Annotated in this window: 20 protein-coding genes; 14 read left to right on the top strand and 6 right to left on the bottom strand. The window is 66.8% G+C overall.

Annotated elements, in window-relative coordinates:
* The first annotated feature begins 47 nt into the window (after nt 1-47).
* The 4 genes from Q9Q95_RS11235 to Q9Q95_RS11220 are packed head-to-tail and all read left to right on the top strand — an operon-like array spanning nt 48 to nt 4,177.
* Complete coding sequence (locus Q9Q95_RS11235) at nt 48-392, top strand: hypothetical protein (RefSeq protein ID WP_306097022.1); 345 nt, start codon at nt 48-50, stop codon at nt 390-392.
* A gap of 10 nt (nt 393-402) precedes the next feature.
* Complete coding sequence (locus Q9Q95_RS11230; protein WP_306097021.1) at nt 403-804, top strand: DUF2147 domain-containing protein; 402 nt, start codon at nt 403-405, stop codon at nt 802-804.
* The gene (gene mprF, locus Q9Q95_RS11225; RefSeq protein ID WP_306097019.1) at nt 801-3,422 is read left to right on the top strand and encodes a bifunctional lysylphosphatidylglycerol flippase/synthetase MprF; all 2,622 of its coding nucleotides are present in this window, start codon (nt 801-803) and stop codon (nt 3,420-3,422) included. The genes Q9Q95_RS11230 and mprF overlap by 4 nt, the downstream gene beginning before the upstream one ends.
* On the top strand, nt 3,416-4,177 hold the full coding sequence (locus Q9Q95_RS11220; RefSeq protein ID WP_306097017.1) for an AcvB/VirJ family lysyl-phosphatidylglycerol hydrolase: 762 nt from the start codon (nt 3,416-3,418) through the stop codon (nt 4,175-4,177). Before mprF ends, Q9Q95_RS11220 begins: the two co-directional genes overlap by 7 nt.
* Here Q9Q95_RS11220 and Q9Q95_RS11215 read toward each other — a convergent pair.
* The 3 genes from Q9Q95_RS11215 to Q9Q95_RS11205 are packed head-to-tail and all read right to left on the bottom strand — an operon-like array spanning nt 4,167 to nt 7,164.
* Complete coding sequence (locus Q9Q95_RS11215) at nt 4,167-5,420, bottom strand: adenosylmethionine--8-amino-7-oxononanoate transaminase (RefSeq protein ID WP_306097015.1); 1,254 nt, start codon at nt 5,418-5,420, stop codon at nt 4,167-4,169. The two genes, Q9Q95_RS11220 and Q9Q95_RS11215, sit on opposite strands and share 11 nt — an antisense overlap.
* The gene (bioD, locus tag Q9Q95_RS11210; RefSeq protein WP_306097014.1) at nt 5,417-6,034 is read right to left on the bottom strand and encodes a dethiobiotin synthase; all 618 of its coding nucleotides are present in this window, start codon (nt 6,032-6,034) and stop codon (nt 5,417-5,419) included. The genes Q9Q95_RS11215 and bioD overlap by 4 nt, the downstream gene beginning before the upstream one ends.
* Entirely contained in the window at nt 6,031-7,164 is a 1,134-nt protein-coding gene (locus Q9Q95_RS11205; protein WP_306097013.1) for an 8-amino-7-oxononanoate synthase, read from the bottom strand. The genes bioD and Q9Q95_RS11205 overlap by 4 nt, the downstream gene beginning before the upstream one ends.
* Before the next feature lie 333 nt (nt 7,165-7,497).
* Here Q9Q95_RS11205 and Q9Q95_RS11200 point away from each other — a divergent pair, with 333 nt between their 5' ends.
* The 4 genes from Q9Q95_RS11200 (at nt 7,498) to nusG (ending at nt 9,509) form a co-directional block, all read left to right on the top strand.
* Nucleotides 7,498-8,076 (top strand): YqaA family protein, encoded by a 579-nt coding sequence (locus tag Q9Q95_RS11200; protein WP_306097011.1) that lies wholly within the window; start codon nt 7,498-7,500, stop codon nt 8,074-8,076.
* A gap of 97 nt (nt 8,077-8,173) precedes the next feature.
* The gene (locus tag Q9Q95_RS11195; protein ID WP_306097009.1) at nt 8,174-8,437 is read left to right on the top strand and encodes a hypothetical protein; all 264 of its coding nucleotides are present in this window, start codon (nt 8,174-8,176) and stop codon (nt 8,435-8,437) included.
* 320 nt (nt 8,438-8,757) lie between these two features.
* Nucleotides 8,758-8,955: a preprotein translocase subunit SecE gene (gene secE / locus Q9Q95_RS11190; protein ID WP_306097007.1), complete on the top strand. Its 198-nt coding sequence runs from the start codon at nt 8,758-8,760 to the stop codon at nt 8,953-8,955.
* A 14-nt stretch (nt 8,956-8,969) separates the two neighbouring features.
* Nucleotides 8,970-9,509 (top strand): transcription termination/antitermination protein NusG, encoded by a 540-nt coding sequence (gene nusG, locus Q9Q95_RS11185; RefSeq protein WP_306097005.1) that lies wholly within the window; start codon nt 8,970-8,972, stop codon nt 9,507-9,509.
* 31 nt (nt 9,510-9,540) lie between these two features.
* Here the strand turns inward: nusG and Q9Q95_RS11180 are convergent, their stop codons facing one another.
* Nucleotides 9,541-10,446: a LysR family transcriptional regulator gene (locus Q9Q95_RS11180; protein WP_306097003.1), complete on the bottom strand. Its 906-nt coding sequence runs from the start codon at nt 10,444-10,446 to the stop codon at nt 9,541-9,543.
* An 87-nt stretch (nt 10,447-10,533) separates the two neighbouring features.
* On the opposite strand from Q9Q95_RS11180, the gene Q9Q95_RS11175 reads away from it, so the two are divergent.
* The 4 genes from Q9Q95_RS11175 to Q9Q95_RS11160 all read left to right on the top strand — a co-directional run bounded on the left by Q9Q95_RS11175 (nt 10,534) and on the right by Q9Q95_RS11160 (nt 16,774).
* On the top strand, nt 10,534-11,568 hold the full coding sequence (locus Q9Q95_RS11175; RefSeq protein WP_306097001.1) for an aldo/keto reductase: 1,035 nt from the start codon (nt 10,534-10,536) through the stop codon (nt 11,566-11,568).
* Nucleotides 11,569-11,578: 10 nt separating this feature from the next.
* Nucleotides 11,579-12,760, top strand: a complete 1,182-nt coding sequence (locus Q9Q95_RS11170; RefSeq protein WP_306096999.1) for an MFS transporter — start codon at nt 11,579-11,581, stop codon at nt 12,758-12,760.
* A gap of 119 nt (nt 12,761-12,879) precedes the next feature.
* On the top strand, nt 12,880-15,105 hold the full coding sequence (locus tag Q9Q95_RS11165) for a TonB-dependent receptor (RefSeq protein ID WP_306096997.1): 2,226 nt from the start codon (nt 12,880-12,882) through the stop codon (nt 15,103-15,105).
* Nucleotides 15,106-15,172: 67 nt separating this feature from the next.
* A complete protein-coding gene (locus Q9Q95_RS11160) occupies nt 15,173-16,774 on the top strand; it encodes an AMP-binding protein (RefSeq protein ID WP_306096995.1) in 1,602 nt (533 codons plus the stop codon).
* Nucleotides 16,775-16,813: 39 nt separating this feature from the next.
* Here Q9Q95_RS11160 and Q9Q95_RS11155 read toward each other — a convergent pair whose 3' ends face one another.
* Together Q9Q95_RS11155 and Q9Q95_RS11150 are read right to left on the bottom strand one after the other, a co-directional pair.
* A complete protein-coding gene (locus Q9Q95_RS11155) occupies nt 16,814-18,421 on the bottom strand; it encodes a carboxylesterase/lipase family protein (RefSeq protein ID WP_306096993.1) in 1,608 nt (535 codons plus the stop codon).
* Entirely contained in the window at nt 18,418-19,701 is a 1,284-nt protein-coding gene (locus Q9Q95_RS11150; protein WP_306096992.1) for an MFS transporter, read from the bottom strand. The genes Q9Q95_RS11155 and Q9Q95_RS11150 overlap by 4 nt, the downstream gene beginning before the upstream one ends.
* A 201-nt stretch (nt 19,702-19,902) precedes the next feature.
* On the opposite strand from Q9Q95_RS11150, the gene Q9Q95_RS11145 reads away from it, so the two are divergent.
* Both Q9Q95_RS11145 and Q9Q95_RS11140 read left to right on the top strand, forming a co-directional pair.
* Nucleotides 19,903-20,517: a TetR/AcrR family transcriptional regulator gene (locus tag Q9Q95_RS11145; RefSeq protein WP_371876749.1), complete on the top strand. Its 615-nt coding sequence runs from the start codon at nt 19,903-19,905 to the stop codon at nt 20,515-20,517.
* A gap of 86 nt (nt 20,518-20,603) precedes the next feature.
* A complete protein-coding gene (locus Q9Q95_RS11140) occupies nt 20,604-21,542 on the top strand; it encodes an SDR family NAD(P)-dependent oxidoreductase (RefSeq protein ID WP_306096987.1) in 939 nt (312 codons plus the stop codon).
* Nucleotides 21,543-21,568 lie beyond the last annotated feature (26 nt).

Here is a 21,568-nt window from a genome sequence, read left to right as displayed (position 1 = left end):
GCTGAAGGCGCCTAACAAAGACGGCATCTGCAAGGGAGCGCCCCGCGATGCCCGATTCCGCGACCCCGACCGCCAGCCTGCATGCGCTCGACGAACGCACTTGCCGGCTCATCTGCCCGATCGCCGCGGCGATGGTCGGTGTATGCCTCACCGGCATCGGCCTCTTGCGGGTCGCAACCGCGGTGCGCCGCCAGGGCACCATCGCCGACGACGTGCTTTCGCTCGATGCCGTGCTGTTTCTCGCGGCGACGCTGGCCTCCTATTTCGCGCTGCGCGTGCAATCGCATGCCCGCCTTCACTGGCTCGAGCGCATCGCCGACCGGACGTTCATCGCGGCGATGCTGCTCCTCACCCTCGCCTGCTTCGTGATCACCTATGCGCTCAGCCACTAGGATCAGGATCATGGTCGCGCTGGCGGCCGTGCTGGCGGCGCCCTCGGCCGCCGCCGCGCCCTCGAGCCCGCTGCAGGGCCTGTGGCTCAATCCACACGGCTCCGTCGCCGTACGTACCGATCCCTGCGGCGACAAATTCTGCGGACGGATCGTCTGGGCCAGCGGTGCGGCGCAGAAGGATGCGAAGGACAGCGGCGTCGACGCGCTGATCGGCACCGAGCTCCTCGAGAATTATCGCCCGGACGGCGAGGCGAGCTGGTCCGGCACCGTGTTCGTGCCCGACCTGGGACGCCATTTCTCCTCGCGGATCGACACGCTCTCCCCCACCCGGATCGAGATCAGAGGATGCATCCTCGGCGGGCTGATCTGCAAGTCGCAGGTCTGGAGCCGTATCGCGCGTCTGCCGCAATGAGCCGGCTGCGCCTGCTCTTCGGGCGGTATCGCCGGCTGATTGCGGTCACGGTGGTCGTCCTGCTGATCGTGCTCGGCTTCACTGCGCTCGAGGCGCTCACCCGCGAGATTCGCTATGCCGATGTTCGCGCCGCCGTCCGGGCGCTGTCGGTTCGCCAGGGCCTTCTCGCGCTCGCGCTCACCGCGGGCAGCTATCTGGCGCTCACTTTCTACGATGTGCTGGCGCTGAGGGTGATAGGCCGGCCGCTTCCCTGGCGCACCGCGGCGCTCGCATCCTTCACCAGCTATACGCTCAGCCACAATCTCGGGCTTTCCCTGCTCACCGGTGGATCGGCGCGATACCGCATCTACACCGCAGCAGGGCTCGACGGGATCGACGTCGCGCGGGTCATCGCCCTTGCCGGCGCCACTTTCTGGACGGGTGTCGTCACCGTCGCGGGCGTGGCGCTGCTGAGTCATTCGGGCGACGTGGCGATCGCCGGTCTGAGGCTCGGTGCGGCGCAGGCCCATCTCGCCGGCCTGCTCATCCTTCTCCTGATCGCCGGACTGATCGTGACGGTGCGCGTGGCGCGCCCTTCCCTCTCGCTTCTCGGCGTGCCGGTGCCGGTGCCAAATGCCCCCCAGCTCGCCGGCCAGATCGGCATTGCCCTGCTCGACATTCTCTGCGCCAGCGCGGCGCTGCTGGTGCTGATCCCGGGCGCCGGGCCGGCCCTGCTTCCGGGCTTCGTTCTCGCCTATGCGCTCGCCATCGTCGCGACGGTGCTGACGCACGTGCCGGGCGGGATCGGCGTGTTCGAAGCGGTGGTCCTCGCGATGGTGCCCGGCGACCGCGCGACCCTGTTCGCGGCGCTCATCGCCTATCGCCTGATCTATTATCTACTGCCGCTCGGCGTGGCCGTAGTACTGCTCGCATGGAATGAGGGCCGCCGCCACCGCCGTGTCGGGCAATTGCTGGCGAATGCCCGGATGCTGGCGAACAACCTGTCGCCGCTGGTGCTCGGTGCCGCGACGTTCCTCGGCGGCGCGATGTTGCTGCTCTCGAGCTCGTTGCCGGGGCTGAAGGCGCGGATGGGCCTGCTCGCGGGCATCCTGCCGCTTCCTTTCATAGAGGCCAGCCATGTCGGCGCGAGCTTGGCCGGCACCGGCCTCTTGCTGCTCGCACCCGGGCTGTACCGGCGGCTCGACGGCGCCTTTCACGCGACCCGCCTGCTCCTCCTCGCAGCTGCGCTCTTCTCGCTTGCCAAGGGCATCGACTATGAGGAGGCATTCGTCTGCCTCGCGCTCGCCGGACTGCTGCAATGGACGCGCAGCGCCTTTTACCGACGCACGGCTCTCACCCAGGCGCCGTTGACCGCCGGCTGGTTGGCCTCGGTGGCGGTGGTGGTCGGGCTGGCGGTCTGGGCCGGGTTCTTCGCCTATCGCAACGTCGCTTATGCCGACCAGCTCTGGTGGCATTTCGCGCTCGACGGCGATGCGCCGCGGTTCCTGCGCGCGACGGTCGGGATGGGAACCATGCTCGCGGGCGCGGCGATCTGGCGGCTGCTGTCACCGGCGTCGCTCCGCACCGCAACCGATGCGGACGTGGCGACGATCCGGCCCCTCCTCGCCTCCGCAACACGCACCGACGCGATGCTTGCGCTCACCGGCGACAAGCGCTTTCTGGTTTCGCGAGAAAGCGACGCTTTCCTCATGTTTCAGGTCAAGGGCGCCAGCTGGATCGTGATGGGCGATCCCGTCGGCGCCCGCGACGCCTGGGCCGAATTGCTCTGGGCGCTGCGCGACCTCGCCGATCGCCAGCAGGGACGCATCCTGCTGTACGAAGTATCGCCCGAGATGCTCGATCTCGCGATCGGCCTCGGTCTCCAGATCCTCAAATATGGCGAGGAGGCGGTTGTCGACCTCGCCGGCTTCGAGCTCGGGGCGCCGCGTCTGCGTAGCGCCCGCCGCTCGGAGCGCGCAGCCGCCAACGCGGGCGCCCGATTCCACATCGTCCCCGCCGCCGGGCTGCCGCCTCTCCTTGACCAGCTCGAGGCGGTCTCGGACGAATGGATCCGCAGCAAAGGACATCGCGAGAAAAGCTTCAGCCTCGGGCGTTTCGACCGCGGCTACCTCCGCAACTTCGACATGGGCCTCGTCACGGTCGAGGGCAGGATCGTCGCCTTCGCCAATCTCTGGCTGACCCAGGGCAAGGAGGAGGCTTCGATCGATCTCATGCGGCATCGCGACGACGCCCCGCGCGGCACGATGGACTTTCTGCTCGTGAACCTGATGCGATGGGCAAAGGCGCAGGGCTATCGGCGCTTCACGCTCGGCATGGCGCCGCTCGCCGGGATCGACGGCAGACGACTCGCCCCGGTCTGGGCCAAGGTGGCGGCGCTCGCCTTCCGGCACGGCGAGCATTTCTACGGCTTTCGCGGCCTGCACGGCTATAAGGAGAAGTTCGCGCCGGAATGGGAACCCCGCTACATCGCAGGACCCCGCGGCATCGGATTGATTCAGGCGCTGCGGGACCTGTCGCGCCTGATCGGCCAAACGGGCCCCGCGTCACGGCGCGCACCGGCCACGCCGGCAGATGTGCCAGCCGCGCAGGCCTCGCGCCTCGAGCCCCTCGCATGCTGACCCGTCGCATGTCGCGGTTGCGCGGGATATCACGCATCGGGCGTGCGCTCGGAATCGGCGTGCTGGCTTGTGCGGCCGCGGCGGCGCTCGGTCTCGCGGCTCCTGCGCTGCACCTTCTCGACGGACAGGCAGTCCGCCTGTTCGCCTCCGGCAGGCCGAACCCACGCGTGGCCGCACTCTATTTCTCGGGAGACATGGGCCTGCGCTTCGGCATGGGGCCGAAGGTGGCGCCGGCGCTGGCTGCGCGCGGCCTGCCGGTGCTCGGGATCAGTTCGGCGGTCAACTTCGCCACCCATCGCACCCGGGCCGAGCTCGATGCCATTCTTGCCGATGCGATCCGCGCCGCGGTCGCCCGGACCGGCGCAAGCAAAGTCGTGCTGATCGGCCAGTCCTTTGGCGCCGACATGATTGCCACCGCCGCACCCGATCTGCCGGTCGAGCTGCGCGAAAGGGTGGCCGCGATCGGTCTGGTGGTGCCGTCGCGGACAGTCTTCTTCCGCGCCGATCCGACGGGAATCACTTATCTCGGCACGCCCGACGCGCGGCCGGCGCTCGCGGTGCGCGCGCTCGATTGGGCGCCGATTATCTGCATTTACGGCGTCCGCGAGTCCGAAAGTCTCTGTCCCGCGCTCGACGGCACCCATGCGCGCGTGATTGCCCTTCCCGGCGGCCATTTTCTCAACCGCGACGACAAATTGCTCGTCGCCACGATCGTCGACGCCCTGCACGCCGCCGATCCGGGAATCATCGGGTGACGCGGATGGCCTCGCCGATTGCGTCGAATATCCTGTCGAGATCGTCGGAACCGATGCAATAAGGCGGCATCACGTAGAGCGTGTTCCCGAGCGGGCGCAGCAATATGTCGCGTTCGACGAACTGCGTCTGGAGCCTCGGCCCCAGCTCGGAAAGATAGCCCGTATTCGGGGTTTCGAGATCCAGCGCGACGATCGTTCCCGACTGACGCGGGTTGGAAACGCCGGACATTTCCGCGATCGATGCGAGATGGCGGCCCTGCATCCCGGAAAGCGCCGCGACGCGATCGAGCACCGGCTCTTCCCGCCAGATCGCCAGGTTCGCCGCGGCGGCCGCGCAGGCGATCGGGTTGGCAGTGTAACTGGAGGAATGGAAGAACATCCGCGCGCGATCGTCGGCATAATGCGCCGCGTAGATCGGCTCCGCGGCCATCGTCACTGCGAGCGGAACAGCGCCGCCGGTCAGCCCCTTGGAGAGGCACAATATGTCGGGAACGACGCCCGCCTGCGCACAAGCGAGCAGGGTGCCGGTCCGCCCCCAGGCCGTCATCACTTCGTCGGCGATGAACAGCACGCCGTGCGCCGCGCAGATACGGCGCATCTCGGCGAGTACCGAGGCCGGATACATCAACATGCCACCGGCACCGAGGACCAGCGGCTCGACGATGAATGCTGCGGCGCCGCGGCGACAATGGCGCTCGAGCGCATCGAGCGTCTGCTGCTCCGAATCCGCGGCAGGAAACGGTATCGTCGCCACGTCGAAGAGCAAGGGCGCATAGGCGCGGTTGAATACGCCCCGCGCGCCGACCGACATCGCGCCGATCGTGTCGCCGTGATAGCTGTGCTCCATCACGACGATCCGGTCGCGCGGCTCGCCGCGGTGCAGCCAATAGCCGAGCGCCATTTTGAGCGCGACCTCGACGGCGGTCGATCCGGAGTCGGAGAAGAAGATTCGGGTAAGCTCGGGCGGCATCAGCGCGCGCAGTCCCTCCGCCACCGCCTCGGCGGGCGGATGGGTCCAGCCCGCGAAGATGATCTGGTCGAGCGTCTCCGCCGTCTCCCGGATCGCCGCCATGATCCCCGGGTGCGAATGGCCGTGAGTGGTGACCCACCATGACGAGATCGCGTCGATCACCCGGCGGCCGTCCGCGGTGTAGAGCGCGGCGCCCTCGGTGCGCACGATCGTCGGGATCCTTACCTCGAGGCCGTGCTGGGTAAAGGGGTGCCAGATCGGAGAGCCGCTCATCGGAACGCCGCCAGATCGATATGTTCCGCGAAGGCCGCGGCCAGCGTTTCACGGTTCAGCGGATCGAGCCAGGGCAGCCGCCCGATACGCCGCATCCGCCCGAGGCGGAGGATCGCGGATTCGCTTTCGGGTTCGGGGTCGCCGACAAAGGCGACTCCGAGTATTTCGACGCCGCGGCGCCGCAACGCCTCGATCGAGAGCAGGCTGTGGTTGATCGTCCCCAGCGCCGTGCGGGCGACGAGCACGACTGGTGCGCCCCAGATCGCGAAGAGATCGGCGAACAACAGTTCTCCGGCAAGCGGCACGAGGACACCGCCCGCACCTTCGACGACGAGCGCGCCCGCGACCTCGGGCAGCTTCAGCGCGGCGGGATCGATCGCGATTCCCTCGATAGCCGCGGCGACATGCGGGGCGCAGGCAGTCTTCAGCCGATACGCCTCCGGGAGAATGTCTCCCGCACCGAGCGCACGCGCATTGGCGCTGTCGCCGCCGTCATCGATTCCGGCCTGGACCGGTTTCCAGTAGCTGGCGCCCAGGGCGGCCGCGAGCCCGGCCGCGAAAATCGTTTTGCCGACGCCCGTGTCGGTTCCGGTGACGACGAAGCGCCCGCTCATGCCAGTGCCTCGGCCAGCGCCTCGACATCCGCCTCGTCGACATTGAGGGTCAGTGACACCCGCAGTCGCGACGTCCCTTCGGGTACGGTCGGCGGCCGGATGCCGCGAACGTCGAAGCCCGCCGCCTGGAGCCGGGCCGCTTGCGCCATGGTGCGGGCTTCGTCGCCCAGGATCATTGGCAGGATCTGCGAGCCCGTCGCCGCAGCGCCGAGCGGAACCAGCAACTCGTGCGCGCGTGCGACAAGGGCGGCGAGGCGCGCCCGGCGATCGTCGGCGGTGGCGACGATCTGCAGCGACGCACGCACCGCCGCCGCCATCAGCGGGGACGGCGCGGTCGAGAAGATGAAGCCACGGCCGCGATTGACCAGAAAGTCACGCAGGACTGCGGGCCCGGAGACGAGCGCGCCTTCGCAACCCAGTGCCTTGCCGCAAGTATGGAGCGTGACGAGGTTGTCCCTGCGCGGCAACGCCGCGGTCAGTCCCCGCCCCCCGGTGCCGGATATGCCCGTCGCATGCGCCTCGTCGATCAGCAGGACCGCGTCGTGCCGTTCCGCGAGCGCGGCCAGATCGCCAAGCGGCGCGTGGTCGCCGTCCATGCTGTAGAGGCTTTCGGCGGCCAGCCAGACCGTCCCGGTGCCGCCGCCCCGGCGCCACGCCACGATCGCATCGGCGTAGGCATCCACGTCGTTATGCGCCGCGGCCATGGTATCGGCGCGCCCGAGCCGCATGCCTTCATGCGCGCTGGCGTGGATCAGTGCATCGTACACGATCAGGTCGCCGCGCTGCGGCAGGGTCGAGAACAACGCCGAATTGGCGGCATAGCCGCTGGAGAAATAGAGCGCCGCCTCGCCGCCGAAGAACCCCGCCGCTTCGCTCTCGAGCGCCTCGTGCTCGGGATGATTGCCCCGCAGCAACCGCGATCCCCCCGAACCAGGCGGCACGCCGCGCTCGATCGCCGCTCGGACCGCCTCTGCCAGCGCGGGATCTTCAGCGAGGCCCAGATAGTCGTTCGAGGCGAAGTCCCGTCCGCGCCGCGGCGCCAGCGCCCGGGCACGATGGCTCGCGGCCAATGCATCGAGGTGCCGGTGATGATCGTCGAACAAGCGAGCCTTGGCGATTATCGAGTCCATCCGGCGCGATTACGCAAATTGCGCCGGAACGTCAGTCGACAATCGATGCTGCGGCCGAAGTTCGGCCACGCGCTTACGACCTGGACGGGCGGCACGCGCTTTTGCGCCGAATCGTGGCCCATCTGAGTCAGACCGAGTCCGGATGATCTGACGCCGATTCAAACATCGCCTAGTCTGGCATCGCTCGTCCCCTCCTCCCCCCGGAGCGCGAGCCAGTTGCGTGGTGGGCCGGGAAGACGCGTTTCCGACCCACTCGCCCTGAAGATCAGCCCGTTCGGGCTTTCGCCCGGCCGACGAATACGGCAGGGAGCCGCAAATAGCTCCGGAGATCGCATGTTTCGCCCGATGTACGACTGGGTGCTGCGCATGGCGCACCATCGCCACGCACTGCGCAGTCTCGCGCTCGTCTCCTTTGCCGAGAGCAGTTTCTTTCCGATCCCGCCCGACGTGATGGTGGTCCCCATGGTCCTCGCCCGGCGCGAGCAGGCCTATCTGATCGCCGCGGTGTGCACGATCTCCTCCGTGGTGGGCGGAATCTTCGGCTATGCGATCGGCTATTATCTGATGGAGAGCGTCGGCCAATGGCTGGTCCAGCTTTACCATATGGAAAGCCGGATCGAGACGCTGCGCCACGGCTATGACCAATATGGCGCCGCGATCATCCTGGCAAAGGGTCTGACTCCGATCCCGTTCAAGCTGGTCACCATCGCGAGCGGCCTTTTCCACTTCAATTTCGCGCTTTTCGTGCTGCTTGCAACCATTACGCGCGCCGCGCGATTCTTCCTCATCGCCGCGCTGCTAAAGCGGTTCGGCGAGCCGGTGCAAGCGTTCATCGAAAAGAGGTTGAACTTGTTCGCCTGGGGCTTCCTGATCCTCTTGGTCGGCGGTTTTGCCGCGGTGGCAATGCTTTAGACCATGGATCGAATAGTGTTGCGACCACGCGATCGGGTTCTCCCGCAGTTCAAGGTTGCCCGGTCAAGGTTGCAGCGCTTCTAGAAGGGGACGGTATATGTTCAAGAAACTGGCGGTCATCGCGGCCGCTTCTTCCATGATGTTGGCGACAACCGCGGCACAGGCGAACTCCGCCTCGGCGCTCAGCTTGCGCAATGCACCCGCTGCCGAGGCACGCGCCAGCACCATGTCCCAAAAGGACAGCAAATTGCTCCCGGGCGGCCCCTTGTTCGCCATCATCGGCATCGTTGCCGTCGTCGCGCTGCTCGAAGTGACCAAAGTGATCAACATCTTCGGCGACGACGAACCCGACAGCCCCTAGGCTTCGGCGCAAATGTGAAAGCGACGAGAGGCGCTCGGGCTCGGCCGGGCGTCTCTTTTCGTGTCGGGGCGCCTCCCCCGCGATGCCGGGCCGGAGGGGCGCTCGCCAGGGGACGCGCGCTCCGCACTACGGATCCCGACCTTCCATCGAAGAGAGGGGCTTTCGAACGGCAGCGCGCCGCTTGCTTTTGCCCCCTGCCCTCGCTAGATACCCGTCCCAATCCGACAGCGTGATGGGAACACGCCGGTCCTTCCTCCGGAAGGAGCGGCGGCGGACCCATGCCTCGCTGAAGAGACCCTTTTTCTGACGAGGATGCCCCGGTGGCGAAAACCAGTCCCCTCGAGTTCATGCGCCAGGTGCGCGCCGAGACCGCCAAGGTGGTATGGCCGTCGCGCAAGGAGACGATCATGACCGGCGTGATGGTGCTGATCATGGCGACTCTGCTCGGTCTCTTCTTCCTCGGCGTGGACTCGTTCTTCGACCTCGTCGTCCGTTCGCTCCTCCGTCTGGCCCAGTAAGGAATACGATACGCATGGCGCGCTGGTACATCATCCACGCCTATTCGGGCTTCGAGGGCAAGGTCCGCGACCAGATCCTCGCCGACGCGACCCGTCTGGGACTCGAGCAGCTGGTCGAATCGGTCGAGGTTCCGACCGAGACCGTCACCGAGGTCCGCCGCGGCAAGAAGATCCAGTCCGAGCGGAAGTTCTTCCCGGGCTATGTGCTCGCCAAGCTCGAGATGAACGACGACGTCTATCACCTCGTCAAGAACACGCCGAAGGTGACCGGCTTCCTCGGATCGTCGGGCAAGCCCCAGCCGATCAGCGAGGCCGAGGCCGCCCGCATCCTCAACACCAAGGAAGAAGCCGCCTCGGCAGCGCCCAAGGCCCGCGTCCATGTCGATTACGACATCGGCGATACGGTCAAGGTCACCAGCGGTAACTTCGCAACCTTCTCGGGCGTGGTCGAGGAGCTCGACTTCGACAAGAGCCGGGTCAAGGTCTCGATCTCGATCTTCGGCCGCGCGACTCCGCTGGAGCTGGGCTTCGAGGACGTCGAACGGGTGAAGTAAGCCCTTCGCGGCTTTCCTGCGGGACCGGGGGTCAGCGCAGGCGGGCCGCGAGGAAATCCACGAACACGCGCACGCGCGCGGGCATGCTCGCGCCACCGACGAACACGGCGTGGATCAGCTCGACATCGCCGGGATTATAGTCCTCGAGGATCGGCACGAGCTGGCCGTCGGCGATCTCCGCGGCCACGCTGAAGCTACCCACGCGCGCGATCCCGACGCCGGCCGCTGCGAGCTGACCCAGCGTCTCGCCATTGTTCGCCTCGATGCTCCCCTTCACCGACAAGGCGAAATCGCGACCTTCCCTGCGGAACGGCCAGACCGGTTCGGCGCGGCGAAAGTTGAAGTTGAGGCAATTGAAGCGGTGCAGATCCTCCGGCACCCGAGGGGTGCCATGCGCCTCGAGATATTCCGGAGACGCGACGATCACGCGTCCGGTCTCTCCCAGCTTGCGGGCGGTGAGCGTGCTGTCGGCGAGCGGCCCGAAGCGGATCGCTACATCCGCCTGCCCGGCCGCGACGTCCACCAGCGTGTCGGTCAAGGCGATGTCGGTCAGGATGTGCGGGTAGAGCGCAGCGAAGTCACCGAGCAGCGGCACCACGCATAGCCGGCCGTGCGACAGAGCTGCACTGACACGGAGCCGCCCTCGCGGGGCGCCCTGATCGGCGATCTGCTGCTCCGCATCGTCGAGATCGGCAAGGATGCGACGGGCGGCCTGGAGATAGGATTGCCCTTCCGCGGTCAACGAGAGCGCGCGGGTCGAGCGCAGCAACAGGCGCACGCCAAGCCGCGCCTCGATCCGGTCCACTGCCCGGCTCACCGCCGACGGACTCATGTCCAACACGCGCCCCGCGGCGGAAAAGCTGCCAAATTCCACTACCGCGGCGAACAATGTCAGCGCGCGCGCCCTGTCCGCGCCACCCGTCAGCTTTGCTTCCATCGCAAAAATCCTCCGCGTCTGCCGGCACTAGTGAGACCGTCGCCCCCTGTCCATTTGTGCACAGGAATAGCAAGGGAAGAGCGAGCCATGGAATATCGGCAACTGGGATCCTCGGGGCTGCGCGTGCCTGTGTTGAGCCTCGGCACCGCCACCTTCGGCGGCAAGGGGCCGCTGTTCAGCGCGTGGGGACAGAGCGACGCGGCCGAGGCCCGCCGACTGATCGACATTTCCCTCGACGCCGGGGTGACCCTGTTCGACACCGCCGACGTCTATTCGGGCGGCGCCTCGGAGGAGATCCTCGGCGAAGCGGTGCGCGGGCGCCGCGACGCGGTCTTGATCTCGACCAAGACCGGCCTGCCGATGGGCGAAGGGCCCCAGGATTGGGGCGTGTCGCGGGCAAGACTGCGCCGCGCGGTCGACGATTCATTGCGCCGGCTCGGCACCGATTATGTCGATCTCCTCCAGCTCCACGCGTTCGACGCGTCGACACCGGTCGAGGAGCTGATGGGCACGCTCGACCAGCTGATCGCCGCCGGCAAGGTTCGCTACGCCGGCGTGTCGAACTATCCCGGCTGGCAGCTGATGAAGGCGCAGGCTGCCGCTGAACGCCACGGTTGGCCGCGTCTCGTCGCGCACCAGGTCTATTACTCGCTGATCGGCCGCGCCTATGAGGCGGATCTGATGCCGCTGGGCATGGATCAGGGCGTGGGCGCTCTGGTGTGGAGCCCACTCGGCTGGGGCCGGCTGACCGGCAAGATCGGTCGCGGAAGGCCGGTACCGCAAGGTAGCCGGCTGCACGAGACCGAGCAGTTCGCGCCCCCGGTCGACGCCGAGCATCTCTATCGCGTCGTCGACGCGCTGGAGGAAATCGCTACCGAAACCGGCAGGACGGTGCCGCAGATCGCGATCAACTGGCTGCTCCGGCGGCCGACCGTCTCGTCGGTGATCATCGGCGCGCGCAACGAAGAGCAGCTCCGGCAGAATCTCGACGCGGTCGGCTGGGCGCTGTCGCCCGAACAGGTCGTGAAACTCGACGCGGCGAGCGATGTGCTGCCGCCCTATCCGCACACGCCCTATCGCCAGCAAGAGGGCTTCGCCCGCCTGGCCCCTCCGCTGGTCTGAGGACATGACAATGAAGCTCAATCCTGGACTGATCGCGCTCTCGATCGGTGCATTCGGCATCGGCGTGACCGAGTTCGCGCCGATGGGACTGCTCCCGGTGATCGCGGGCGACCTCCGCGTCTCGATCCCCGCCGCCGGGCTGCTGATCAGCGCCTATGCGCTCGGTGTGCTGATCGGCGCGCCGCTGGTGACGCTCACCACCGGGCGCATGCCGCGCCGGACCTTGCTGATCGGCCTTGCCGGCATCTTCACTACCGGCAATCTGCTGGCGGCGATTTCCGGCAGTTACGGCATGCTGCTGGCGGCCCGGATCCTCACCTCGTTCAACCATGGCGCCTTCTTCGGCGTCGGCTCGATCGTCGCCGCAGGCCTCGTGCCGCCCGAACGCCGGGCGGGTGCGGTCGCCGCGATGTTCATGGGCCTGACGATCGCCAATGTCGTGGGCGTACCGCTGGCGACATGGGCGGGCGAGCATCTCGGCTGGCGCGCGTCCTTCTGGGGCATCGCCGCTTTGGGCGTCGCGACCATGGCCGCGCTGCGGCTGACGCTCCCCGCCTTGCCCGCGCCGGCCGGCGGCAACGCGCTGGCGGAATTGCGCGTGCTGACTCGCGGAAAGGTGCTCGGTGCGCTCGCGCTGACCGTCGCGGGATCGAGCGCGATGTTCACCGTGTTCACCTATATCGCGCCGATCCTGCGCGAGGCGACTCATGCGTCGCTCGGCTTCGTCACCGCGATGCTCGTCACCTACGGCGTCGGCCTGACCCTAGGCAATTGGCTCGGTGGCAAGTTCGCCGACCGCTCGGTCGACCGCACCCTGATCGTCACCCTGGCCTCGCTTGCCGCGATCCTCGCCGCCTTCGCACTGCTGATGCCCTATGCCGGGCCGACCGCCGTGTTGATCTTCCTGTGGGGCGTGGCGAGCTTCGCATTGGTGCCGCCGCTGCAGGTGCGGGTAATGGCCGCCGCTGCCGACGCGCCGAACCTCGCCTCGTCGGTCAATATCGGCGCATTCAACCTCGGCAATGCCATCGGCGCAGCAATGGGCGGCGGCGTGATCGCTGCGGGCTTCGGTTACCCGGCCGTCGCACTGGCGGGCGCGGCGGCCTCGGTAGTCGGGCTGGTCGCGATCCTCGTCGCCAGCCGGCGGCCGGCGATCGACACGCCGCAGCTCTGCAGCGCCCAAGGCGTCTGAAGCTCAGCAATAACATTCACTCGTAAGAGAATTAGTGTTGAAAGCCCCGCTGCTTTGCGCCATCCTCTCTCCATCGCGCCGAAGAGCGCGTGATGGAGAGCGAGCTTGGGGAGGGCAGCATGAACAATCGTGCGTTATGGCTGGGCGCATCGGCGCTGGCATTGGCGTGGTGCGGCTCGGCCGCCGCGCAAACCACCGCGCCGCAGGACGGGTCGAGCGAGACTGCAGCACCGCAGACTGAAGACGAAATCGTCGTGACGGCGCAGCGCCGCTCCGAGAATCTGATGACCACGGCGATGTCGGCCTCGGTGCTTTCCGGCACCCAGCTCGAGAATAAGGGCGTCGCCAATGTCGACGCATTGCAGTTCGCGATGCCCAGCATCGTCGTCAACAATTTCGGACAAGGCAACGATTTCAACGTGCGCGGCATCGGCAAGGCCGAGCACAATACCCAGACCACGACGGGGGTGATCACCTATCGCGACGGCGTCCCGACCTTTCCGGGATACGTCCAGGGCGAGCCCTATTACGACGTCGCCAACATCCAGGTGCTGCGCGGCCCGCAGGGCACGATCGTCGGCCAGAACGCCACCGGCGGCGCGGTGTTCGTCAACACCAACGATCCGGTGATCGGCGGCGGCTTCCACGGTTACGTCAATGCCAATTACGGCAATTACAACGACGCCGGCATCCAGGGCGCGGTCAATCTGCCGCTCGGCGACACCTTCGCCGCGCGCATCGCGCTCTACAGCCAGCGCCGTGACAGCTTCTACAACATCACCGGTCCGGGCGGGGCGCCCTATCGATTCGAGGAAGGCAAGGTCGGGATCATGGCCGGTCGGCTGAGCTTCCTGTGGAAGCCCAGTGATCGGCTCTCGATACTGTGGAAGACCGATCTCGGCCATCTCGACATGGGCGCCTATCCGGCAACGCCCTTCGCGAACCATTTCGAGACGTTGCCGGGCACGAGCACGCCCAACCCAAATCACCGCGATCTGTTCGATGCCTCGTTCAACACCCCGCAGGCGGCGCGCGACGAGTTCGTCCGCTCGATCCTGAAGGGGGAATATGAATTCGCGGGCGGGGTGAAGCTGCGGGCGGTGTCGAGCTATCAATGGGCCAACACCATGTACCGCGCCGATCTCGACGGCACCGCCACCGGCATCAGCACCTTTTACGACACCGTCGACGAGCAGCAGATCACTTCGGAGATCAACCTGATCTCGCCCGACAATCAGCGCTTCACCTGGCTGGTCGGTGCGTTCGGCGTGTGGAACGACTATTATTTCCGCAAGCCGTACCAGTTCATCATCGACCTGGCTTACCCGTTCAATCTGCCGACCGCCCAGTACAAGCTCCAGGGAACCAACCCGACACGCTCGCTGGCCGGGTTCGGCCAGATCGGGTTCAACCTGACGCCCAACCTCAAGCTCGAGGCAGGCGGCCGCTACACTGCCAGCCGCTCGACCAACCATGTCGATGTGCTCCAGTACGGCGCCTATATCCGTCAGGACCAGACGGTGAAGTCGGACAATTTCTCGTACAAGGTGTCGCTCGGCTGGAAGGCGAGCGACGATCAATATCTCTATGCCTTCGTCGCGACCGGCTTCCGCCCGGGGGGGCTGAACGTGCCGGTGGGCCTCGGCCTGCCGGCACCCTTCGAGCCGGAGGAAGTGACCTCGTACGAAGCGGGCTGGAAGGCCAATTGGGCCGACGGCAAGATCCGCACGACGATCACCGGCTTCTATAACGACTACAAGAATTTCCAGGTCATCATCGGCTACCCGACCTTCCCGACCTTCGGGATCGAGCTCAACGTGCCCGACAAGACCAAGATCTATGGCGGTGAGGCCGAAGTAGAGTTCCGCGTCGGCGGGCTGACGCTCGATGCCGGCGTCAATGTGCTGCGCAGCGAACTCGGTACCTTCTTCGCGACCGATCCGCGCGCGGCGAGCGCCCTGCCCTGCAACCCGCAAACCGGGCCGGCGAGCGTCTCCTGCCTCAATCTCGAAGGCCGGCGTCAGACCTATGCGCCGAACCTCACTTTCAATCTCGGCGGCCAATATGAAATCGCGCTCGGCAATGGCGACAAGATCACGCCACGCGCCAATTTCGGCCATGTCGGCGATCAATGGGCGACCCTGTTCCAGAACCCGGCGCGCGGCGACCGGATCGAGGCACGCAACATCCTCAATGCCCAGCTCGCGTGGCAGCACAAGACGTGGACGGTGACGCTCTACGGCACGAACCTCACCGACCAGCATTACCCGGCGGCGCTCAACAGCGGGCTCTATTTTGCCGGCCCGCCGCGTCAGTACGGTGTCAAACTGCTCAAGGTCTTCTGAATCTCCCTCTGGCCGTCGGGCGCTTCTCGCCCCGGCGGCCAATTTCTCCCTCGAATTCGATGGTTTCATGCAGCCCTACGGCCTGACGATAGACAAATTCCTCGATCACGCCGCCAAATGGTTCGGTGACCGCGAAATCGTCGAGGCAGAAGCAGGGCGCGTGGTCGCGCGCTTCACCTATGCCGAACTGCGCGCGCGCGGAAATCGGATGTCGGGCGCGCTGGCCGCTCTGGGGCTGAAGTTTGGCGATCGGGTGGGCACGCTCGCGTGGAACACCCGGCACCATCTCGAAGTCTATTATGCCGCGATGGGCGCAGGGTTGGTCTGCCACACGCTCAATCCACGGCTGACCCCAACGCATCTCGCTGCGATGATCAACGAAGCGGAGAATCGCATAGTCGCAGTGGCGGCGGACTTGCTGCCACTGATGCGCGAGATCGCGCCGCTTTGTCCGACGATCGAGCAGATCGTCGTGCTGGATGCCCCGCCCCCGGAACCGCACCCCCTCGGGTCGCACCCCGCGCGTATCTGGACTTATGAAGCGCTGCTCGCCGAAAAGGGCGCGCCCTTTGTATGGGGCGCGTTCGACGAGAATGTGCCGGCGGGGCTCTGCTACACCTCGGGCACCACCGGCAGCCCGAAGGGCGTGGTCTATACGCATCGCTCCAACTATCTCCATACGCTGCGCGCGCTTCAGGCCGACGCGGTGGCGCTGACCGCGGCGGACGTGCTGCTGCTCGCGGTGCCGATGTTCCACGCCAATGGCTGGGGCCTCCCCTTTGCCGCGCCCGCGGCAGGTACGAAGCTGGTGTTGCCGGGGCGCGTGATCGACGGGCCCAGCCTCGCAGCGCTGGTGCGCGACGAGGGGGTGACCGTCGCAGTCGGCGTGCAGACCGTCTGGCTCGGCTTGGTCGACCATCTCGACCAGGCCGGAGGTATCCTTCCAACGCTGAAGCGCGTGCTGATCGGTGGATCGAACTGTCCTGATGCGCTCCTACGCCGGATGGAGGACCGACTAGACGCCGAAGTCCAGACCAGCTGGGGGATGACCGAATTGTCGCCGATCGGCGCCATCGCCCCGCCAGGCATCGGCGCGGCGAACGACAGAGGCTCGGGGCGTCCGGTGATGGGCATTGACCTCAAGCTCACCGATGCCGACGGCAATGCCCTCGCCCCTCAGCGCGGCGTGCTCGGCCATCTCAAGGTCAAGGGACACAGCGTGATCGAGCGCTATTTCCGCGAAGGCGTCTCTGCGCTCGATGGGGAAGGCTATTTCGACACCGGCGACCTCGCGACGATCGACGCGGCGGGCAGTCTGACGATCTGCGGGCGCGCCAAGGACCTCATCAAATCAGGCGGAGAATGGATCAACCCGACCGAGATCGAGACGATCGTCGGCGGCCACCCGGCCGTCCGTCATGTCGCGGTGATCGCGCGTGCCGACGCGAAATGGGGCGAGCGCCCCGTGCTGATCGTCGAAACCGACGACGGGCAGGATCCAGAGAAGCTGGTCGGGTTGCTGCGCGGCAAGGTGGCGGACTTCTGGATCCCGGGAGAGGTGGTCGAGGTAGACGCGATGCCGCTTGCCGCCTCGGGCAAGATCGACAAGCAGCGGTTGCGCGCGGACTACGCCGAGGGACGGATCGCGGGAGGCCGCGCGGCGCGCTAATTTCCGTCGTCCGACTTTCGTCGGGATGACGGTTATGGCTCAATCGCACCCCGTCGTCTTCGCGGGCAGCCTGGGCGAAGCCAGCCCGACATTCCAGTTCCACGCGATCCCCGCAGCCCGGCGGCGGCAGACCACCGCCTCGTATTGCTCGTACATGCCGGGCATCAGCCGGGTCTTCGCCTGCGGCATGTCGGCAAAGTGCATGTAGTTGCGCTGCTCGCCATAAGCCGGCCAGCCCGGGCCCGCCCCGCCATCCTTCGCGAAGCGCGCCCAATAGCCCATCATCGCGTCCGACAGCGGCCGGTCGCTTTCCGGCACTTTGGGCCAGCGCGGCGGGGTGCCGTCGAACGTGCCGAAGACATAAGGCAATTCGCTCGCATGGAAGGCGTGGAGGCCCGCCGTCTCCATTGCGGGATAGCCGTGGTCGAACAAATAGAGATAGGCCGGCTGCCCCAGTGCGGTCTGCTTGCGGGCCAGCCGCTCCGAGGTCCAGCCGTACAGCGCATCGCGGGTCGTCGCGAGGATGCTCTCTTTGTAATTCGCGGCCGGATAGAGCCTGAGGAACGCATCGGCGAACTCGCCGTAACGCTCGCGGATCACCTTCTCGTAATCGGCGGCGCTGTCGGGCGCCTTGGGCGCGAGCACCATCAGCGAACGGATCTCGCCCTGATTGAACCCGGCGAGCAGCGGCACCGGCGCCTGTTTCCCCTTGTCGAAGGTCGCGACCATCTGCTCGGGCAACACCAGCCCGTCGACCACCCCGAACGGGAAGTAGCCCAGTTTCGCGGCCCCATCAGTGAGCATCTGCGCATCCAACCCGCGGAGCGCTGCGAGATCGGGCGCCTGCATGCCGGCGCCGAGCATCTGCCCCACCGCCTCAGCCGAAGGTGCGCCATAAGCGCTCTGCTTGAGTTCGGGCATCGCGACCATGTACGCGCTCTGGGCGATGGCTTTCGAGAATGTCGCGCGCGCGAGCGGCGATTGCATCAGGAACATCACGCTGAGCCCGCCCGCGGACTCGCCGGCGATCGTCACGTTCGCGGGATCGCCGCCGAACGCCGCGATATTGTGCTTCACCCAGGCGAGCGCCGCCATCTGATCGAGCAGCCCGTAATTGCCCGACACCTTTTGCGGCGATTCGAGGCTCAGCGCCGGATGCGCGAGCCAGCCGAGCACGCCGAGGCGATAGTTGATCGAGACGACGATAATGCCCTGTTCGGCGAGCCGCTTGCCATCGTACATGGCCTCGCGGCTCGAGCCGGTGGTGAGCGCGCCGCCATGGATCCAGAAGAACACCGGCGCTTTCTTCGCGTTCGCGGGCGCCCAGATATTGAGCGTCAGGCAGTCTTCGCTCACCGCCAGCGGCTCGGCGGGCGAATAGACCGAGGGCGTCTTGCCCTGCGGCTGGACGCAGGCTGGCCCGAAATCGGTCGCAGCGCGCACGCCTTTCCAGGGCTGCATCGGCGCCGGCGGCCGCCAGCGCATCCCATCCACCGGCGGCACCGCATAGGGAATGCCTTTGAAGACGCGCATCTCACCCTCACGTGTCCCCTGGACCGAGCCCGACGGCGCTTGCACGACAGGCGCCTGCCCCAATGCCGGGCTCGACAGCGCCAGCGCGGCGACAGCGGCGATGAAGGACTTCATGCGGGGACGACCTTTCCGGCAGGACGGGCCTCGGCGCGGAGGATGCGCGCGAGCGAGAGGAACAATGCGATCGCGATCAGATAGAAAGGCGTGAGCGTATAGAGCGCGGTCTGCAGCGAATGCAGCGACCCATTGGCCTTGAACCAGTCGCTCGCCGCGCCGACCCAGGTCGGGCCGAGGCCGAGGCCGATGAAGTTCATCACCAGCAGCAGTAGCGCTCCCGAGAGCACGCGCTGATCGGGCCGAACTTCCTCCTGGACCAGCGCGACCGCAGCGGAGAGGTAGAAATAATTGAAGAACATCACGACGGTGAGCAGCGCTAGCGCCAGCGGCCAGCCGGGCGCCCAGACGAACGCGACGTAGAAAGGCAAGGCGACTGCCAGCGATACTGCCGGCGCGGTCGCGTAGCCGGCGCGCGAGGTTCGCGTCAGCCGGTCGATCACCCGGCCCGACACGACCATCCCCGCCCCCATCCCGATCGCGACGGCCAGCGCGTACCACAGCGCGACCTGCTCTAGGCTCATGCCCTTTTCGCGGATCAGGAAGAGGACCGCGAAATTGCCGAGGCCATAGGTGACGAACTGGGTCGCGCCGCTGCCGAGCGCTGCGAGCAGGAGCACCGGATGCCTGAAGAACATTGCGATCGTCGCCCAGAACGGTGCTTTGGCCTTGGCCTCCACCCGCCCGGGGTCGGTGGCTCCGCGCCGGGGCTCGCGGACGATGAAGGGGACGATTGCCGCGGTGACGATACCGATTGCGCCGATCGCGATGAAGGCATGCCGCCAGTCGAATGCCGCGGCGATCGACGCGCCGAAAGCAATGCCCAGCGCCGCGCCGATCGGCGGACCGAGATTGTAGATGCCGAACGCAGTGGCGCGCTTGCCCGGGGGAAAGGTGTCGGTGATGATCGCATAGGAAGGCGGCACGCCCCCCGCTTCGCCGAACCCGACCAGCATCCGCGCGACGACGAGCTGGGCGTAGTTCGCCGCCAGCCCGCACGCCATGGTCGCGCCGCTCCAGATCGCGCAGGCGAGCGACAGCACGCCGACCCGGTGGGTGCGGTCGGCCAGCCAGCCGACCGGGATCGCGATGAAGCAATAGAAGAAGGCGAAATACAGCCCGCCGATCAGCCCGAGCTGGCCGTCGGTGATCTGCAGCGAATCCTGGATCGGCTTGGCGAGGATGCCGAGCAATTGCCGATCGAGGAAGTTGAGCACATAGACGAAGGTCAGCGCGACGAGCACGATCCAGCGGCGGTTGCCGGGGGCCTCAGGTTCCACGCATCCTCTCTCTCGGCGGTTTTGTCCGCCGTTGGGAGCATCATGCGGGCAGGCCGGCGGCGGTGTCAACACACACTATCACGCGTGTGAATATCTTTTCACGGGCTTGACGCTCGCCCCGCCACACCGGATGGACGTAGCGTGACGCAGATAGCCAAACCCGTTCGCCGCTCCCGCAAGGCCGAGCAGCGCGCCGAGACGATGGAGCAGATCTACGACGCGGCCGAGGCGCTGTTCTCGCAGCACGGGCTGTACGGCGTGACGCTCAAGGATGTCGCCAAGCAGGTCGGCGTCCACCACACGCTGCTCAATTATTATTTCGCCGACAAGAAGGCGCTGTTCGATGCGGTGTTCGCCCGCCGCGCCGTGGTGACCAGCGAGCGCCGGATGCAGGCGCTCGACGCTTACGAGGCCGAAGCCGGCGACAAGCCGACCGTAGAGGGTGCCTTGCGCGCCTTTCTCGACACCGATCTCGACACCTATATCGAAGGCGGCGAAGGCTGGAAGAATTACGCCAAGCTCGGCGCGCAGGTCGCCAACACCCCCGCCTGGGGCGCGGACCTGATGGATCAGCATTTCGATCCGGTGGTGCTCCGCCTGATCGGCCTGCTCAAAAAGGCGCTGCCCGACTGCGCCGAGGCGGACATCTTCTGGGGCTATCACTTCGTCACCGGCGCATTGATGCTCACTCTCGCCCGCACCGGCCGCATCGACAAGCTCTCGCACGGCCTGTGCCACTCGGACGATTTCGGCGCGGTCAAGGAGCGGATGGCGTCGTTCATGGCCGCGGGATTTCTCGCCATTTGCAACAAATAACGCACCTGACATTCATTCGCTATCTTGCGAGTGAATGAATGGGGTGGCAGGAAGCCTTCCACATCACACAGATCAGGGAGGGCGCCATGACGTTGACGGAGCAGGCAGCAGTCGCGAGGGCATCGGGCGGCACGCCGCTGAAGGGACGCGTGGCGATCGTGACCGGATCGGGTGGCGGGCTCGGGCGGACGCACGCGCTCTATCTCGCCAGCCAGGGCGCCCGGCTCGTCGTCAACGATCTGTCGCAGGATGCCGCCGACAGTGTCGCCGCCGAGATCGTCGCGGCGGGCGGCGAGGCGCTGGCGATCGCGGCGTCGGTCACCGACGAGGCGGCGGTTGCGGCAATGGTAGCAGACGTGCTCGATCGCTGGGGCCGCATCGACATCCTCGTCAACAATGCCGGGATCCTGCGCGACAAGAGCTTCGCGAAGATGTCGATCGCCGACTTTCGCCTCGTCGTCGACGTCCATCTGATCGGCGCGGCGATCTGCACCAAGGCGGTGTGGGAGACGATGCGCGAACAACGCCATGGCCGCATCGTGATGACCACTTCGTCCTCGGGGCTGTACGGCAATTTCGGGCAAGCCAATTACGGCGCGGCCAAGATGGCGCTGGTCGGGTTGATGCAGACGCTGGCGATCGAGGGCGAGAAATACGGCATCCGGGTCAATTGCCTCGCCCCCACCGCCGCGACGCAAATGACGCACGGCGTGCTCTCGGACGACAGCCTCGGTCTGCTCGCGCCGGCATTGGTGAGCCCAGGCCTGCTCGCGCTCGTCGGCGAGGACGCACCGACCCGCGCGATCCTCTGCGCCGGGGCCGGCCATTTCGCCGCGGCGCATGTGACGCTCACCGACGGGATCCAGATCGGTGGCGGCGCAAACGCCGGTGAGCAAGTCGCGGCGAACTGGGCAGACGTCACTGCCCGAAACGGCGAGATCGTGCCGGCCTACGGCTTCACCCAGGCCGAGCGCGAACTGGCAGCCGCGGGATCTGCAGAGCTGGTCGTCGTAGCGGCACGTTGAGCGACGTGCGCCGGGGAAAGTTCCAT

This window comes from Sphingomonas sp. DG1-23, from assembly GCF_030730875.1.
Classification (GTDB): Bacteria; Pseudomonadota; Alphaproteobacteria; order Sphingomonadales; family Sphingomonadaceae; genus Sphingomonas.
This window is presented reverse-complemented; position numbering and strand designations above follow the sequence as displayed.

Excerpts from the sequence above, each read along its gene's own strand:
- Q9Q95_RS11235 (WP_306097022.1), top strand. The coding sequence starts at position 48 with ATGCCCGATTCCGCGACCCCGACCGCCAGCCTGCATGCGCTCGACGAA.
- Q9Q95_RS11230 (WP_306097021.1), top strand. The coding sequence starts at position 403 with ATGGTCGCGCTGGCGGCCGTGCTGGCGGCGCCCTCGGCCGCCGCCGCG.
- mprF (WP_306097019.1), top strand. The coding sequence starts at position 801 with ATGAGCCGGCTGCGCCTGCTCTTCGGGCGGTATCGCCGGCTGATTGCG.
- Q9Q95_RS11220 (WP_306097017.1), top strand. The coding sequence starts at position 3,416 with ATGCTGACCCGTCGCATGTCGCGGTTGCGCGGGATATCACGCATCGGG.
- Q9Q95_RS11215 (WP_306097015.1), bottom strand. The coding sequence starts at position 5,420 with ATGAGCGGCTCTCCGATCTGGCACCCCTTTACCCAGCACGGCCTCGAG.
- bioD (WP_306097014.1), bottom strand. The coding sequence starts at position 6,034 with ATGAGCGGGCGCTTCGTCGTCACCGGAACCGACACGGGCGTCGGCAAA.
- Q9Q95_RS11205 (WP_306097013.1), bottom strand. The coding sequence starts at position 7,164 with ATGGACTCGATAATCGCCAAGGCTCGCTTGTTCGACGATCATCACCGG.
- Q9Q95_RS11200 (WP_306097011.1), top strand. The coding sequence starts at position 7,498 with ATGTTTCGCCCGATGTACGACTGGGTGCTGCGCATGGCGCACCATCGC.
- Q9Q95_RS11195 (WP_306097009.1), top strand. The coding sequence starts at position 8,174 with ATGTTCAAGAAACTGGCGGTCATCGCGGCCGCTTCTTCCATGATGTTG.
- nusG (WP_306097005.1), top strand. The coding sequence starts at position 8,970 with ATGGCGCGCTGGTACATCATCCACGCCTATTCGGGCTTCGAGGGCAAG.
- Q9Q95_RS11180 (WP_306097003.1), bottom strand. The coding sequence starts at position 10,446 with ATGGAAGCAAAGCTGACGGGTGGCGCGGACAGGGCGCGCGCGCTGACA.
- Q9Q95_RS11175 (WP_306097001.1), top strand. The coding sequence starts at position 10,534 with ATGGAATATCGGCAACTGGGATCCTCGGGGCTGCGCGTGCCTGTGTTG.
- Q9Q95_RS11170 (WP_306096999.1), top strand. The coding sequence starts at position 11,579 with ATGAAGCTCAATCCTGGACTGATCGCGCTCTCGATCGGTGCATTCGGC.
- Q9Q95_RS11165 (WP_306096997.1), top strand. The coding sequence starts at position 12,880 with ATGAACAATCGTGCGTTATGGCTGGGCGCATCGGCGCTGGCATTGGCG.
- Q9Q95_RS11160 (WP_306096995.1), top strand. The coding sequence starts at position 15,173 with ATGCAGCCCTACGGCCTGACGATAGACAAATTCCTCGATCACGCCGCC.
- Q9Q95_RS11155 (WP_306096993.1), bottom strand. The coding sequence starts at position 18,421 with ATGAAGTCCTTCATCGCCGCTGTCGCCGCGCTGGCGCTGTCGAGCCCG.
- Q9Q95_RS11145 (WP_371876749.1), top strand. The coding sequence starts at position 19,903 with ATGGAGCAGATCTACGACGCGGCCGAGGCGCTGTTCTCGCAGCACGGG.
- Q9Q95_RS11140 (WP_306096987.1), top strand. The coding sequence starts at position 20,604 with ATGACGTTGACGGAGCAGGCAGCAGTCGCGAGGGCATCGGGCGGCACG.